Genomic DNA, 16419 nt, shown 5'->3' on the forward strand with positions numbered 1-16419 from the left:
ATCGTTCCTCGGGCGCAGCGGGTTTCAAGCTGACTGGCGCAGCGGCAGCGCCTTGAGCAATTGCCGGGCGCTGATCAGATCCGGGGTGGCAAAGCCTTCGCTGAAGCGGGCATACAGCGGTGCGAGCAGGTCATGAGCGGACTGGAAACGCCCCTGTTGCTGCCAGAGTCGGGCCAGGGCCGTGGCGCTGCGCAGTTCCCAGGCCTGTGCCCCTTGCTCCTGCGCCACGCTCAAGGCCTTGAACAACAGCGCCTGCGCTGCGTCCGGAGCCTGTTCCGATAACAATACCTGCGCCCTGGCGCGGAGGATTTCCGCCGTGCTCCAGCCCGCTGCACCGCTCTCGGCCCGTTCCAGCAAGGTGTCATCGACGAAGCGGCTGTCGAGGGTGACCATGATCTCCCTGAGCAGGCCACCAGCGGGGGGAAGGGCAGCATCTGTCGCGATGTTTTCGATTACCTGGGCGTAGTGCTGGCCCCAGGTGTGGAACAGCAGCACCGAGTGCTTTTGCGCCTGTTCCAGCAATAACCGCAGCAGTTCGCGGGCGGTGTGGCTGTCGCCGTTGTAATAAGCGATCGGGCAACCGGACAGCGCCAGGGTGTAGCACACCGAGGTGCCGTGATTGATCTGCAACGCGATGTCCAGGGCCAGGCGTGCGGTTTTCCAGGCCTGTTCCGGATAGCCCTGCAACCAGAGAATACGCGCCAGGACGGTCAACGAGGCCACGCTCTGATCGTACTGGACGCCGAAACCCTGGGTGAAGCGGTTACGGTGACCACTGTGGGCCATGCGCTGGACAACCTGTTCGGCGTTGTCCCGGGCCTGCCCCTGGTCGCCGGCGAAATGCAGCGCCAGGACCCGCAGGCGGTGAGTGCTGAGGGACAGCAGGACGTCGTCGCGCAAACCCAGTCGATCGAACTGCAGGCTCTGTTGCAGGGCTTCGCGATAGTGGCCGCAGCTGAGATTGACCGCCATATGACCGGATACGGCGCGCAACTGGCCGTTCACGTCATCGTGGTATTCGGCCAGGGTCCGGGCGCCGTTGAAGGCCTCGATGGTTTCGTGGGTACCGCCCTGGGTGTGATAGCAGGAGCTGCCCAGGGCCAGCTTGAGGGCGATGCTCAGGTGCGGGCAAGGCTGCGCCGAGCTCTCCAGCAGCGCCAGTGCCTGGCGTACATGGCTGCCGTGTTCCCTGAGCAACGACAGCTCCTGCCACAACGGCGTCGACGCGACGGTCAGGCGGATCGCCAGCTCTTCCGGACCCCGGGGACCCAGCCCCCATTCCAGGGCCGCCCGCAGGTCTTCCAGGCTCCTGGCGTAACGCTCGACCCACACGTCGCTGGCGGTGTGTTCCCACTCGTCCCGGGCCTGGGCCATCAGGGCCAGGCAATGTTCGGCGTGAGCCCGGCGAGTACCGGGCAGCTCACAGGCCAGATCGAGTTTTTCCAGGGCATAGCTGCGAGTGGTGTCCAGCAGGCGATAGAACACTTGCTCATCGCCGACCTCGACGTTCAGCAAGGATTTGGCGACCAGTTGGGTGATCGAGGCGAATACCTCGCGGGATTCGACCTGTGCGCCCATCACCACCGCCGCGGCCGAGGCGAGGGTAAAGCCACCTCTGAAAATGCCCAGCCGGCGCAGACAGATCTGTTCGCCAGGGCTGAGCAGCGCGAAGCTCCAGTCGAGGGTGGCGCGCAAGGTCTGATGGCGCGCGGGTGCGGTCAGGCCGCTTTGGGCCAGCAGGTGAAAGCTGCCCTGCAATTGCGCCAGCAGGCCGCTCAAGCCAAAGGTGTCGACCTGGGCGGCCGCCAGTTCGATGGCCAGGGGAATACCGTCCAGGCGCCGACAGATCTCGATGGCCTGCGGCAGTCCGGCTTCCGTCAGTTCGAAGCTGTCCTGGCTGGCCATGGCGCGCTCGATGAACAGTTGCAGGGCGGCAAAGCCCAGGGCCCGGGTGCGGTCCAGGACCGCGACGGGCGGCGGACAGTCCAGCGACTCCAGGCGCTGTACGAACTCGCCTTCGGCCCTCAGGCTCTCGCGGCTGGTGGCGAGGATATGCACCTGTGGTGCACCGCGCAGGACGCTTTCGCAGAGCAGGGCGACGCTGTCGAGCAGGTGCTCGCAGTTGTCGATCACCAACAGCATCTGGCGCCCGCGCAGGATGTTCACGAGGCTGCTGACAGCATCACCTTCGGGCAGGGCGACACCGAGCAGTGTCGCCAGATGACTGCCGATCATGGCCGGGTCGCCGAGTGGTGCCAGGTCCAGCAGGCGGATGCCGTCGCGGTAACGGCCGATCAGTTGTTCGGCGACGCTCAGGGCCAGGGTGGTCTTGCCGATGCCGCCGGGGCCGACCAGGGTAATGAAGCGTTGTCGCGACAGCTGCGCCGGCAGGCTGTCGAGCAACGGCTGGCGGCCGATCATCCGGGTCCGGCGCACCGGCAGGTTATGGCCCAGGAGTGTCGGCGCGTGGCTGTGTGGCCACGCTTCGCGGGTGTCCAGCTGATAGGGGGCGACAAAGCTGTAGCCGCGCTGGGCGACGGTGACGATATAGCGCTGGCCGGCCTGGCCATCACCGAGGGCCTTGCGCAGCGCGGCCATGTGCACCCGCAGATTGATCTCTTCCACCACGCTGTTGGGCCAGACCCGGGCCATCAACTGCTGTTTGCTGACCACCTGGCCTGCGTGCTCCAGGAGGATCAGCAGGATATCCATGGCCCGTCGTCCCAGGCGCAGGGGGCGCTCGGCCTCCATGACCAGGCGTTGCCCGGGATGGATCCGGTAGGGACCGAAACGTACGGTCTGCTCGGGGGGAAGGCTCAACGGCTGGCTCCTGCTACAGGTCCTGTGATTGCCGTAGTGGCGGGTCTGCACCCGTCTATCACGCGGTACCCGGGTATATTCCTCAGGATTGGCCGGCGGCGCAATCGTCCGCCGAGCAACGGCTGCACAGGTCCGCAAGCCCGTGCCGTGGGCAACAGGCGGGTCGGTCACAGAGGGTGTGGAGAAGAGAACGCCGCCGCCGGGCGGGCTGCGGCGTTGAGGGGTTATCGGGCTGCGGGACGTTCGACGTAGCACAGGTGGCGTGTCGTGCGCCGGGCAGGCGCGGCGCCCAGTTTCTGGCAACGCCAGGCAAACGGATTGATGCCTTCGCTGCGGGTGAAGATATGACAGAAATGTGCCTGGTCGCAGAAACCGCACTCCAGGCTGATCCGCGTCAGGCTCAGGTCGGTGTGCTCGATCAGCGTTTTCGCCCGCAGGATGCGTTGCTGCCGGATCCAGTCCTGGGGCGACAGGCCGGTGGTGCATTTGAAAGCACGGGAGAAATGGCTGCGCGACAGCGCACAGGCACGGGCCAGCTCGGTGACTTCCAGGGTTTCGCTCAAACGCTCGAGAATCAGTTGCTTGACCAGGTTTTCCCGCCAGGGCGCGAGACCGCCTGGCGTGGGCGTCCGTGTTTCGCTGGCAAAGGGTAGGGGATTGTTGTGCTGTAGTTGAATCATGAGCAATGTCCGTGTCGGGAGAAAGACGCTGGCGCACAGCACGTCGAGTCAGCGGCGTTCCTCTGGAAAAACAGGTGAGGGGGCAGAGCGGTTCATTCTTGGGCGGGGGGGCGGGAGCGGGCGAGTTAAACGTTGTTAATTTCGGGACATGTCGTCGTGCGTGGAGGCTCTCGAAAAGGGGCTTTCGAAAGAGAGCACGTACATTCAATTTTTCCCAGCCCGGCGCCGGCACTATCGAATGACGGTCCGGCGTCACGACGCCGGTGGTTTTTCATGGCGATGGGTGTGGCATGGACGTTTTGCGCCTGGCGTGCTTGCCTATTCTCTGTGTGCTGCTGGTGGCGCTGTTGATCGTGCACCCGCAATGGACGCTTGCCGAAGGCCCGTTCGACTGGCTGCTGCCGATCCTGTTCACCAGCCTCCTGATTGCCGGCCCCGGGCGGCTGGCGCTTGGTGAGCGTTTCGCCGGGATCTGGCGTCATGCCTGACACCAGGGACGATCTTTTAATCATGCTCACTCTGTCGAAGGAAACGCGATGAACGCCGATCTGATTCTGTTCAATGGTCAATTTCATACCGTCGACCGTGAAAAGCCCCTGGCCAGTGCCGTGGCCATCCGCGACGGGCGCTTTGTGACGGTTGGCAGCGATGCCCAGGCCATGGCCCTGCGTGGCACCGGCACCCAGGTCATCGACCTCAAGGGCCGCTGCGTGATCCCCGGCCTTAACGACTCGCACCTGCACCTGATCCGTGGCGGCCTGAACTACAACCTCGAACTGCGCTGGGAGGGCGTGCCGTCCCTGGCCGATGCCCTGCGCATGCTCAAGGACCAGGCCGACCGTACGCCGACACCCCAGTGGGTGCGGGTAGTCGGTGGCTGGAACGAATTCCAGTTCGCCGAGAAACGCATGCCGACCCTGGCGGAACTGAACCAGGCCGCACCGGATACCCCGGTGTTCGTGCTGCACCTCTATGACCGCGCCTTGCTCAACCGTGCTGCCCTGCGGGTAGCCGGCTACACCCGCGACACGCCGAACCCACCCGGTGGCGAGATCGTCCGCGATGCCAACGGCGAACCGACCGGCATGCTGGTGGCGCGTCCCAACGCGATGATTCTCTACTCGACCCTGGCCAAAGGACCGAAGCTGCCGCTGGAATACCAGGTCAACTCGACGCGTCAGTTCATGCGTGAACTCAACCGCCTCGGCCTGACCAGCGCCATCGATGCCGGCGGCGGTTTCCAGAACTACCCGGACGACTACGCGGTGATCGAGCAACTGGCCAGGGAGCAGCAGTTGACGGTGCGCATCGCCTACAACCTGTTCACCCAGAAACCCAAGGAAGAATTGGCCGACTTCAAGAACTGGACCGGCAGCGTCACCCTGCGCCAGGGCGATGACTACCTGCGGCACAACGGGGCCGGGGAGATGCTGGTGTTCTCCGCCGCCGACTTCGAGGACTTCCTGGAGCCGCGTCCGGACCTGCCGCAGACCATGGAAGCCGAGCTGGAACCGGTGGTCCGGCATCTGGTGGCGCAGCGCTGGCCGTTCCGCCTGCACGCCACCTACAACGAATCCATCAGCCGCATGCTCGATGTGTTCGAGAAGGTCAATCGCGATATCCCGTTCAATGGCCTGCCGTGGTTCTTCGACCATGCCGAGACCATCACCCCGCGGAATATCGAGCGGGTACGAGCATTGGGCGGCGGTATCGCGATCCAGGACCGCATGGCGTTCCAGGGCGAGTACTTCGTCGAGCGCTACGGTGCCAAGGCCGCCGAAGCCACGCCGCCGATCAAGCGCATGCTCGCCGAAGGCGTGCCGGTGGGCGCGGGCACCGATGCCACGCGGGTGTCCAGCTACAATCCGTGGACCTCGCTGTACTGGATGGTCAGTGGGCGCACGGTCGGTGGCCTGGCCTTGCACGAGGAAGGCCAGTCGCGGCAGACCGCCCTGGAACTGTTTACCCATGGCAGCGCCTGGTTCTCCTCCGAACAGGGCAGCAAGGGCCAGATCAAGGTTGGCCAGCTGGCGGATCTGGCGGCCCTGAGCGCGGACTTCTTCAAGGTCGAGGAAGAGGCCATCAAGTGGATCGAGTCGGTGCTGACGGTGGTCGGCGGCAAGGTGGTCTACGCCGCCGGCGACTTCGAGAAACTCGGCCCGGCCAGCCTGCCGGTGCTGCCGGACTGGTCGCCGGTGGTCAAGGTGCCGGGGCACTGGCGTCCTGCCTCGGCGTTGCAGGCCCAGGTCCATCACTGCAGCGGTCCCTGTGCCGTGCACTCCCACAGCCATGAGCGGGCGCGCCTGTCGAATGCGCCGGTCAGCGACTTCCAGGGCTTCTGGGGGGCGTTCGGCTGTTCGTGTTTTGCCTTCTGATTCCCCACCGGCACCGGGCCTTGCGGTCGGCGCCCGCAGCACTCTCACGTCACCAAGGAGTTTCACATGAGCAACGTTCCCTACAAACGCCTGAACAAAGACGACGCGGTGGTCCTGCTGGTCGACCACCAGACCGGCCTGATCTCGCTGGTGCAGGATTTCTCGCCGAACGAGTTCAAGAACAACGTCCTGGCCCTGGGCGACATCGCCAAGTTCTTCAACCTGCCAACCATCCTCACCACCAGTTTCGACAGCGGTCCGAACGGCCCGATCGTACCGGAGCTCAAGGAGCAGTTCCCGGACGCGCCGTTCATTGCCCGCCCTGGTCAGATCAACGCCTGGGATAACGAAGATTTCGTCAAGGCGGTCAAGGCCACCGGCCGCAAGCAACTGATCATCGCCGGTGTGGTGACTGACGTGTGCGTAGCCTTCCCGACGCTGTCGGCACTGGCTGAAGGTTTTGAAGTGTTCGTGGTCACCGATTCCTCCGGCACCTTCAACACCACTGTGCAACAAGCTGCCTGGGCGCGGATGTCGGCGGCTGGTGCCCACCTGATGAACTGGTTTGCGGTTGCCTGTGAACTGCAGGTCGACTGGCGCAACGATATGGAAGGCCTGGCGAACCTGCTGTCGCAGCGTCTGCCCAACTACCGCAACCTGATCAACAGCTACACGGTGTTTACCGCCAAGTAACTGTCACCGATCCTGTAGGAACTGGCTTGTGTCGGAGTGGGCTCGTCGGGAAGCCGCACCGCCGCAAAGCTTTTAGCGACCTCAAGGACGCCATCGCCGGCAAGCCGGCTCCTACACGGGTTGTGTGTGTCACCGATTATGGGATGTCGGGAAGGAGAAAAGCCGCTATAAAGGGGTTTGCTGTCAACCCGAGCGTGACAATGAATCCTTTCGAAGACATGCGTCTGTTCTGTCAGGTCATGGATTCCGGCAGTTTCACCGCGGCCGCGGATCAACTGGGCCTGTCCAAGCAGTTTGTCAGCCGCCGGCTGATGCAACTGGAGGAGCGCCTGGGCGTGCGCCTGCTCAATCGCTCGACCCGCCGCCTGGATGTCACGCCCCTGGGGCAGAGCTACTACGAGTCCGCCTTGCGCCTGCTCGCTGAAGTCGAGCAGGTGGAGCAGGGTATCGCCGGCCAGAACGCCGAGCCGCGCGGCACCCTTCGCCTGAGCGCGCCGCTGTCGTTTGCCCTGGCTCACCTGGGATCGCTGCTGCCGGCATTTCTCCAGCGTTACCGTGACGTCACTGTCGAGGTCGATCTCAGCGACCGTCCGGTGGACCTGCTCGGCGAGGGCTATGACCTGGCGCTGCGCATCGGCGTGCTGGAGGACTCGACCCTGATCGCCCGGCGCATCGCAACCATCGACCGGGTGTACTGTGCCAGCCCGGCCTACCTGGCCGAACACGGCACGCCGCTCAAGCCCGACGACCTGCACGCCCATGACTGCCTGCCTTATGGTCACGGTCGCCAGGTGCAATGGCGCTTCGAGGGGCAGGGCAAGCCGCTGGTGGTCAACGTCACCGGACGCATGCGGGTCAACAATGGCGAGTTGCTCAGGGACGCCGCCATCGCCGGCATGGGCATCGCCTACCTGCCGACCTTTATCGTTGATACGGCCTTGCGCGACGGACGCCTGGCAACGGTGCTCGACCACCTGCGCCCCGAGCCGCTGCGCTTGTCGGCGGTCTATCCCCAGCACCGTCAGGCGTCGCGGCCGGTGCAGGCGTTTATCGAGTTTCTGCGCGAAAGCCTGGCGCGTGACGATGGCGGCCTCTAGCGCCCGGCCGGGAAAATCGCCGCGCCTCAGTCCCGGCTAAGTTTGCCCGGGTAGTCTCCCCCCAGCGCCAGTTGCCGCGCTGCCAGGGAGATAACCTTCACATGAAGCCGCTAACCGGAGCCGACTGGCTCAACAAAGTCCCCGAAGTGACGTTGTCGTTCTGGGTCATCAAGATCATGTCCACCACTGTCGGCGAAACCGCCGCCGACTACCTTGCCGTCGATGCCGGGCTGGGCCAGGGCCTGACCAGTATCGGCATGGCCGTGCTGCTGGCCATCGCGTTGTTCGCTCAACTCCGTACCCGCGCCTACACCCCCTGGATCTACTGGCTGAGCGTGGTGCTGGTGAGCATCGTCGGTACGCAGATCACCGATGTGCTCACCGACCAGCTGGGCATCAGTCTGTATGCCAGCACGGCGGTGTTCAGCGTGCTGCTGGCGATCAATTTCCTGGTCTGGTTCAGGCTGGAGCGCAGCCTGTCGATTGCCGATATCGTCACCCCGCGCCGGGAGCTGTTCTATTGGGCGACGGTGCTCTGCACCTTTGCCCTGGGCACGGCGGCCGGCGACCTGGCGACCGAGGCGCTGGGCCTGGGTTTCACCCTCGGTTCGGTGATTTTCGCCTTGCTGATCGGCGCCACATTCGCCGCCTGGCGCCTGGGCGGCAATACGGTCCTGACCTTCTGGATCGCCTACATCCTGACCCGTCCGTTCGGTGCTTCCCTGGGGGACCTGCTGACCCAGGCCAAGACCTATGGCGGCCTCGGCATGGGCGCGGCATGGACCAGCGCGATCTTCCTCAGCGTCATCCTGATGCTGGTCATCGTCGCCCAGCTCGGCGTCGGCCAGCGCAAGCCGGTTTCCGACTGACCCCGCCTTCAACCTCACTCATTGCAATTATCAAGGAATCATCATGCTGACCGTTCGTAGCACTATTCGCAAAGCCGCCATTGTCTGCGCCATCGCCTTGTTGAGCCTGGCCACCGCCTGCTCGAAATCGCCGGATAGCCCCAAGGCCGGCACGGCCAATGCACAGGCCGATTCGAGCCATGCCTCGCCCTCCAAGCTGGGCGACCTGTCGGCCTTCCAGGGCATCGCCAGCCAGGTTGCCGGGTTGGTCGAGCAGAACGACCTGGCCGGTGCAAAAACACGGATCAAGGACCTGGAGCTGGCCTGGGACTCCGCCGAAGCCGGGATCAAGCCCCGTGCCGCCAGTGACTGGCACCTGCTGGACAAGGCCATCGACAACGCCCTTGAAGCCCTGCGCGCGGGTTCGCCGAAGCAGAGCGACTGCAAGGTCGCCATGACCGATCTGCTGAAGACCTTCGCGAGCCTGCAAGGCGGCAAGTGATAGCCAGCCAGCTCGACCGCCGCGTGCAGCCAGGTCAAAACGCTGCACGCGAGGGGTGACAGGTGCTTCAATAGAGGCTCGGCATCCGCGTCGCGGGTGCCGGGCCTTGCTGATTGTCGGAGAGGGATATGCGCATACTGCTGGTCGAAGATGACCCGATGATCGGGGAGGTGATCCAGGGGGCCCTGAAGGATGCCGGCTATGCCGCCGACTGGGTCAACAATGGCCTGACCGCACTGGCGACCCTGGACACCCAGCACTACGACCTGGTGCTGCTGGACCTGGGCTTGCCCGGCAAGGATGGCCTGGCGGTGCTGGACAGCATTCGTTCCGCCGACAATGCCGTGCCGTTGCTGATCATCACCGCCCGCGACAGCCTCGATCAACGCCTGCGCGGCCTTGATGGCGGTGCCGATGATTTCCTGCTCAAGCCGTTTGAAATGGCCGAATTGCTGGCACGCATGCGTGCGGTACTGCGGCGCAAGGGCGGCAGTGCCTTGTCGCTGCTGAGCAATGGCCTGGTTACCCTGGACCTGGTGTCCAAGCAGGCCAGTACGGCGGAGCACCCCGAGGTGCAACTGTCGAATCGCGAGTTTTCGCTGCTCCAGGCGCTGCTGATCCGTCCGGGGGCGATTCTTTCCCGTGCCGATCTCGAAGATCGTCTCTATGGCTGGGGCAACGAGGTAGAAAGCAATGCCGTGGAGTTTCTGATCCACGCGCTGCGGCGCAAGCTGGGCAGCCAGGTGATCAAGAATGTCAGGGGGATGGGATGGATGGTTTCAAAAGGCGTCTGAGCGAGTCCGTCCAGCTCAGGCTGTCCGTCGGCCTGTCGCTGGCGATCCTGGTCGTTGCGGTGGTGGCGGGTATTTTCGCCTTTGTCTCGGCGTTCGATGAAGCGCTGGAGTTGCAGGACAATACCCTGCGCCAGGTCGCCGTGCTGGTCGAGCGCCAGAACATGACCCTGAGTCCGTCGGCCCCCGGTATGTCGATCAGGGACGACGACGAGGAGTCGCGGGTGGTCGTCCAGTACCTGCGCGATGGGGCCCGGGCTTCGGGCAATATCGATGACGGCGGCCCGCTGCCATTGCCGACGAGCCTGGCCGATGGCCTGGCGACCCTGACCGTCGGCGGCGAGCCGTTTCGCGTGCTGGTCAAGACCCTGGGCACGGGCGAGCGCATCGCCGTGGCCCAGGAAACCGGTGCACGGGACAAGGATGCCCGGGAAAGTGCCTGGCGCGGCCTGCTGCCTTTTCTGATCCTGCTGCCGGTACTGTTGCTGGTGGTGGCCGACCTGGTGCGCAAGCTGTTTCGTCCGATCGCGGTCCTGGCGCAGGACATCGACCAGCGCAGCGAGCAGGACCTGCATCCCATCGACGAACGGCACCTGCCCAGTGAAATCCGCTCCTTTGTGCTCGCCATCAATCGCCTGTTCGACCGGGTGGCCTGCTCGATGGACAGTCAGCGGCGTTTTGTCGCCGATGCCGCCCACGAACTGCGTTCACCCTTGACCGCGTTGTCGCTGCAGGCCGAGCGCCTGGCCGCCGCCGAGCTGTCGCCGGACGCCCGCGAGCGGCTGGTGCCGTTGCAGCGGGGCATCGAGCGCGGCAAGAGCCTTATCGATCAGTTGCTGGCGCTGGCCACGGCGCAATCGACGTCTACAACCCCCGCCGCGCCGATCTCCGTGCATGGCATCTACCGCCGCGTGCTGGAAGACCTGCTGCCACTGGCCGAACTCAAGCAGATCGATGTCGGCGTGGAAGGCGAGCAGGACATGCGGGTGTCGCTCAACGAGATCGACCTGTTGGCCCTGGTCAGGAACCTGGTGGACAACGCCATCCGCTATACCCCGCAAGGCGGGCGGGTGGACCTGTCGGTGAGCGCGGAGCAGGGCGGCGTGCTGTTGCAGGTCCGGGACAACGGCCCGGGGATTGCCATCGAGGAGCGCGAGCGGGTGTTCGACCCGTTCTACCGCAGCCTGGGCAATACCGAGGTCGGCTCGGGGCTCGGGCTGTCGATCATCAAGGCCATTGCCGAGCGCACCGGCGCGCGTATCCGCCTGGGGTACAGCGATGAAGTACGGCAGCGCGGCCTGAGCGTTTCGGTCTGGTTACCGGCGGCCGTGGGCTGAGGCGTGCCTATCGCACCGTGCTGACCCCTGCGAAAGTGCTGGTGAGTTCCTGCGTGAGCGACTGGACCTCCGTGAAGGTGGCCTGTAACAATTGCGCAAACAGGAAATACCCTGACGTTTATCGATTCAAGGTTGAAGGTGCATTGCATAATGGATGATTACAACGATAGGGGGGCTCAGGGGAGCGATGGCAATCCGGCTTTTCATGGCTTCATCTATCAGAAAAAAGTCACCGTATGGATCGCGTTGCAACTACTGTTGAATCGTGTCGATGGCTGCAACGAAATCATCGTTGAGCCAGTCTCGCAGGAAGACGTCGAGGCTTGCATCGATGACGAGGAATCGACAGTCAGCATTGGTGGCGTCCATAAGCTACTGATTCAGATAAAAAACCGCGGAAAGGGCTATTGGACGGCCAGCGCGTTTTCGGAACTGGTCAAGGACCGGGTTGCACGAAGTGCTTCGGGGCCAGGTACCAGGCCCAGGGGAAAGGCACTGCTGCTGGAGGATCCCTCCCGGCGTTATATTTTTATTACCAATTGCAGTGTCGCTGGGGAACTGGCGGCAGCCGAGCTTAAAAATGTCGATGAGGCACTGGACCCTTCGTTCCTCCCTCCAAAACTGACAGAGATAGAGGCCGAACAACAGGCGCTGACCGGTCGTTGGGGGCTTATCCAGAATCTGACTGAAAATGACCTGCAGGCACGTATCCATGACTTGCTTGAATCCAGGGGCAAGGTACCGATTTCGAACCTGCCGGCGGCGATAGATAAGTTGGAGCGCTTGGTCGAACTGCGTATGGCGGGGCTGGTGGAGCCCCTGACGCGTGATCATGTTCGGGATGTCATCACCACTGAAGGCGGGGGAGCGGTACGCGACCAGGAGTTGCGCGAGTTCATCGCACCGCCTGCCTTGGCACGAGCAGAGTCGCTGTTGGACACGTTGCATGCGGTGATGCTGATCGGACCGCCAGGCTACGGCAAATCGTTGATTGCCAAAAACATGGTTCATGCCCTGCGTGAAAGACAGCGACCCTATGAGGTTGTGAGGGAGTCGGCAGGGCTTGCCGCAATTGAGCGCTATCTGGCGCAGAGGGGCTTGTATGTCTTTCATCTCGACGACCCCTGGGGGCAATCGAAGCTTGAAGCCGATGCGGACAAATGGGTTATTCAACTCCCTCGGTTGCTGGCGCGTGCCTCTGCCGACAAGCTGTTCATCATCACTTCGCGTACCGATATTCTTCGTCAGAGTCGGGTCGGGGAGGATGAAGAACCGTGGCGTTCGCTGACCTGCGAAGTATCGGATAGCGATTATGGCGATGACGTCAAATGGAACATCCTGGAAAAGAAGCTTGAGCAAGCCCAGGCATGGATGCTGCCGTTCGCCGAGCGGTATCGTTCCGGGCTGCTCCAGGTCCTGCAAAGTCCCCTGGCAATCGATCGCTTCTGCAAAGGCTTGCTGGCTTGCGGGGACGAGTCGGTTGCATTGATCGAACAACTGGTCGATCAGGCACAGGTTTCCAGCATTCGCCAGATTGTCCGTCAGCAAGTTCTGGGATGGCCGGAACGCGGCGTGGAGTGCGCTACGGTGATCTGGGCGATGATTCGCCGGAACCAACGTATTTCATTTGAGGGGTTGAGTACGATCCGGCGTGCCCTGGATGACCTCAGTCCGCCGCTTTCCATTGATCTCGAGCGCTTCGTACAGCATTTCCTGATCTCCACACTGGACGAGGATGAGAAAGAGGAGATCGGTGCCCACGGTAAGGTCATTGAGGCCTTTGAGGAAGTGATTACCGACAGTCCCGCTGTATTGGAACGGACCTTGGGCCGGTGCGTGGAGGCCCTGTATGCGCAGTGGTGCGATGACCCCGCCTGTCTCAACGCCTTGATAAATCTGCTTGAAGCAATCAGCAGTCTGTGGCCCCAAAAGCTTCGCCTGAATCGTGTTCAGCAGGACAAGGTCGATGAGTTCCTGCGCAAGTGCATTGCTACCACCGATGATTTTCAGTTCGATTACTATTTTGACCGGATCATCAGATGGGGCTCGGAGCGTTGCGCCATTGCCCGGTTCTTACGCGATTTGACAGCATTCAAGCCGGTGGCATCCGGGCGAGAGGTGAAGTACTGGAGTGCGCCGGCGCTGAGTCCGGAGTTCAGGCGGGTATTGGAAAGAGATCCATTGATACCGCGGCTCTTGAGTTCATGGATACGTTATCGATTTATCGATGGCGACATTGTCTATGACGGTCCGCAGCTTTTTACCTGGCTCACCGGGTTGGGCGGGGACCTTGGGGAGGCTTGGGCACAATCCTGTAATTGGGCGGCCCCGGCAGGTCGCAACCAACCTAATACACTGGCGCTTTTCCAGTGCGCGGCGCTGGCCGGTGCTTTTCATTACGATGATGAGATGTTCAGTCTGATTGAGGGTATCGAGGACGGGCTACGTGAACACCGGTACGAGGTGGGTGACTACCAGGAGCAGAGTTTCCAGGGCATTGACGATGCGTCGATTGAGCTTCTGTTCAAGAACATGCTGGATGATGATCAGGAACTGATTCATCGTCTTACCATGGCTTACGTCCAGATGCGCCGCCGGAATGACGGGTATCAATGGATTGAGGGCCACCCACGCCATGATCTGATTCTCCCCGCCTGGTCGATGACCCTGGATGAGCAATCCTCGCAGGTGTCTGCCTTGGAGAGGGAGAGCCTTGAGCTGCTCAAACGTGCCTATGATCAGTCCCTGATCCTGGCGGATCATGATCTCGAAGGTATTTGCGAAGACCTGGATATCCCCGATATCGATGATTTCCTCCAGCTTGAGCCGATGAAAATTGTTGAAGAACTGCTGAGCTTGGAGACACAGCGCAATGGCGATCCCCATGAGCTGATCGAGCAAATGTACTACCTGGAAAACCTTGCAGTCGCCAAGGCCTTGAGAGAGGCCGTCGGGCGTATGGATGCCGTGAGTGTGCGCAAGCATCTTCCGAGCCTCATGGAGCATGATCATGCCGATGTACGCAGGCATGCCGTGAGTTTTTTTGCCGGCCTGGTCGAGCCCCTGGGGTTGAACAGATATTGGCTCTACAACGGTGCCAGCGATAAAAGCGCGCACGTTCGTCTGGAGTTGGCGAAGGTCATTGGCCACTTCAAGTGGCAGGACGGAGTGGAATGCCTGATTTCCCTGCTGTCGGATTGTCGGGATTATCAGGCGGACGAGGGGGGGCCGCGTTTTGAGGTGGCCCGCGCGGCTGCCCGGACACTGGCGGGTATGCACAATCTTTCAGAAGAACATCGACAGGCGATACGAACGTTCTTGAGTCAGCCCCCTCGGGATCTGCAAGATCCTGTCGTCAATGACTTGCTCAATAGATCGTTCCCACGCTCTGCGTGGGAATGCAGCCCGTGACGCTCTGCGTCACAGGTCACAGCTTCGCGGGCAAGCCCGCTCCCACAGTCAAAACCCGCTCCTACAGCGTAGGAACGATCCAATGAGCGGTATCAGTCGGCTCAGGTCGGAGAGATGGTGGCCAGCAGGCCGATTGCGATTGTCAGTAAGAGAAAACCACCCAGAAAAAGCGCCATCTTGCCCATTTCAGGCCTCCTGAATCACAGGGTTGCGGTACAGCGGAAAAAGAGTCTTGGAGAACTCTGCCTTGAAGCGCCGCCCGAGGCCGGGTGGCAGGCTTATTGTCGGGGGGAATCTGATCTCGATACAGAGGCAGGTAGTGCAGAAAAATACGGATCAGATGGGGAGGGGAGGTGTTCTGGCGTGAGTTCACGCCAGATCAACAGGGTGGCGAACGGCAAAGCCCGTTCGCCACCGGTACGCGCGTGCCGTCAGTTGCGATCCAGCCACACGGTCTGGGCGTTGCAGAACTCGCGTACGCCGAAGTGCGACAGCTCGCGGCCGAAGCCGCTTTTCTTCACGCCGCCAAAGGCCACCCGTGGGTCGGAAGCGCTGTAGCCGTTGATGAACACGCCACCGGTTTCCAGTTCGTCGGCGATCTGCTGCGCCAGCGCGACATTGGCGGTGTAGACCGTCGAAGTCAGGCCGAAGTCGCTGTCGTTGGCCAGTTCCACGGCGTGCCGGGCATCCCGCGCGGTGATGATCGAGGCGACCGGCCCGAACAGTTCCTGCTTGAACGAGGTCATCTGGTCGGTGACATCGGCGAGGATGGTCGGCTCATAGAAGTTGCCATGCCCCGCGATCTTGCCGCCGCCCAGCAACAGGGTCGCGCCCTCGGCCAGGGTGGCCTGGACCTGCTGGTCCAGTTCGTCACGCAGATCGAAACGCGCCATCGGACCCACATAGGTCTCGGCCAGCAGCGGATCGCCGACCACCAAGCGACGGGTCGCCTCGACGAACTTCTCGGTGAAAGCTTGCACCACCCCTTCCTCGATGATCAGGCGCTTGGCCGCCGCACAGACCTGCCCGGTGTTCTGGTAGCGACCGATCACCGCGGCCCGGACCGCCGCATCGAGGTCGGCATCTTTGAGCACGATGAACGGGTCCGAACCGCCCAGTTCCAGTACGCACTTCTTCAGGGCCGCACCGGCCTGAGAGCCGATCGCGGTGCCGGCACGCACGCTGCCGGTCAGGGTCACGGCGGCAATGCGCGGGTCGGCGATGGCCTTGGACACGCCGTCCGGCGTCACGTTGATCACCTCGAACGCACCCTCGGGGAAGCCCGCCTGCTTGAAGGCATCGAGCAGCAGGTAGGCGCAGCCCATCACGTTCGGTGCGTGCTTGAGCACATAGGTGTTGCCGGCCAGCAGGGTCGGTACCGCACCGCGCAGCACCTGCCAGATCGGGAAGTTCCAGGGCATCACCGCCAGGATCGGACCCAGTGGACGGTATTCGATACGCGCCTTGCCGTTGTCCACCAGGGTCGCTTCCGGCGCGAGCATGGCCGGGCCCTGGGCGGCGTACCAGTCGCAGAGCTGGGCGCATTTCTCGATTTCGCCACGGGCCTGGGTGATCGGCTTGCCCATCTCCCGGGTGATCATCTCGGCCATGGCGCTGGCGTTGTCGCGCAGGGCCTTGCCCAGGGCGATCAACAGCTGTGCGCGCTGCGCTACGGAAGTCCGGCGCCAGCGGGCGAAACCTGTGGCGGAGCGGGACAGCGCGGCATCCAGTTGTGCTGCCGATTCATAGGGGTAGTGGCCGATCTGCTCGCCATTGAGGGGGGTGATCGAGAGCGCGTGGGTCTGGTTCGACACAGTAGTCATGGCACCGTCCTGCTGGGTGGGTAATGAATCCAGCGTACGGGG

Annotated in this window: 11 protein-coding genes and 1 pseudogene; 9 read left to right on the forward strand and 3 right to left on the reverse strand. The window is 62.8% G+C overall.

What is annotated here, in order from left to right:
* Nucleotides 1-24: 24 nt before the first annotated feature.
* On the reverse strand, nt 25-2820 hold the full coding sequence (locus tag HX851_RS14105) for an ATP-binding protein (protein ID WP_177065810.1): 2796 nt from the start codon (nt 2818-2820) through the stop codon (nt 25-27).
* 224 nt (nt 2821-3044) lie between these two features.
* A complete protein-coding gene (locus HX851_RS14110; protein WP_177057976.1) occupies nt 3045-3500 on the reverse strand; it encodes a helix-turn-helix domain-containing protein in 456 nt (151 codons plus the stop codon).
* Nucleotides 3501-3796: 296 nt separating this feature from the next.
* Between HX851_RS14110 and HX851_RS14115 the strand changes: the two are divergent.
* The 9 genes and pseudogenes from HX851_RS14115 to HX851_RS14155 form a co-directional block, all read left to right on the forward strand.
* Nucleotides 3797-3988 (forward strand): annotated as a pseudogene (locus tag HX851_RS14115) (LysR family transcriptional regulator); the annotation flags it as partial.
* Nucleotides 3989-4036: 48 nt separating this feature from the next.
* A complete protein-coding gene (locus HX851_RS14120) occupies nt 4037-5875 on the forward strand; it encodes an amidohydrolase (RefSeq protein ID WP_177065812.1) in 1839 nt (612 codons plus the stop codon).
* A gap of 66 nt (nt 5876-5941) precedes the next feature.
* The gene (gene ycaC, locus HX851_RS14125; protein ID WP_177057978.1) at nt 5942-6568 is read left to right on the forward strand and encodes an isochorismate family cysteine hydrolase YcaC; all 627 of its coding nucleotides are present in this window, start codon (nt 5942-5944) and stop codon (nt 6566-6568) included.
* A 200-nt stretch (nt 6569-6768) separates the two neighbouring features.
* On the forward strand, nt 6769-7665 hold the full coding sequence (locus HX851_RS14130; RefSeq protein WP_177057979.1) for a LysR family transcriptional regulator: 897 nt from the start codon (nt 6769-6771) through the stop codon (nt 7663-7665).
* A gap of 101 nt (nt 7666-7766) precedes the next feature.
* Nucleotides 7767-8534 (forward strand): COG4705 family protein, encoded by a 768-nt coding sequence (locus HX851_RS14135; RefSeq protein ID WP_177065814.1) that lies wholly within the window; start codon nt 7767-7769, stop codon nt 8532-8534.
* A gap of 43 nt (nt 8535-8577) precedes the next feature.
* Nucleotides 8578-9015, forward strand: coding sequence for a hypothetical protein (locus HX851_RS14140; protein ID WP_177065816.1), 438 nt, complete (start codon nt 8578-8580; stop codon nt 9013-9015).
* 128 nt (nt 9016-9143) lie between these two features.
* Nucleotides 9144-9809, forward strand: coding sequence for a response regulator (locus HX851_RS14145; protein WP_017128886.1), 666 nt, complete (start codon nt 9144-9146; stop codon nt 9807-9809).
* On the forward strand, nt 9785-11143 hold the full coding sequence (locus tag HX851_RS14150; RefSeq protein WP_177065818.1) for an ATP-binding protein: 1359 nt from the start codon (nt 9785-9787) through the stop codon (nt 11141-11143). The genes HX851_RS14145 and HX851_RS14150 overlap by 25 nt, the downstream gene beginning before the upstream one ends.
* A gap of 150 nt (nt 11144-11293) precedes the next feature.
* The gene (locus HX851_RS14155; RefSeq protein ID WP_177065819.1) at nt 11294-14554 is read left to right on the forward strand and encodes an nSTAND3 domain-containing NTPase; all 3261 of its coding nucleotides are present in this window, start codon (nt 11294-11296) and stop codon (nt 14552-14554) included.
* A 431-nt stretch (nt 14555-14985) separates the two neighbouring features.
* Here HX851_RS14155 and HX851_RS14160 read toward each other — a convergent pair whose 3' ends face one another.
* Nucleotides 14986-16377: an aldehyde dehydrogenase family protein gene (locus HX851_RS14160; protein WP_177065820.1), complete on the reverse strand. Its 1392-nt coding sequence runs from the start codon at nt 16375-16377 to the stop codon at nt 14986-14988.
* Between the last annotated feature and the right edge of the window lie 42 nt (nt 16378-16419).

Origin of the sequence: Pseudomonas gingeri (assembly GCF_013385635.1) — a bacterium.
GTDB classification, from domain to species: Bacteria; Pseudomonadota; Gammaproteobacteria; order Pseudomonadales; family Pseudomonadaceae; genus Aquipseudomonas; species Aquipseudomonas gingeri_A.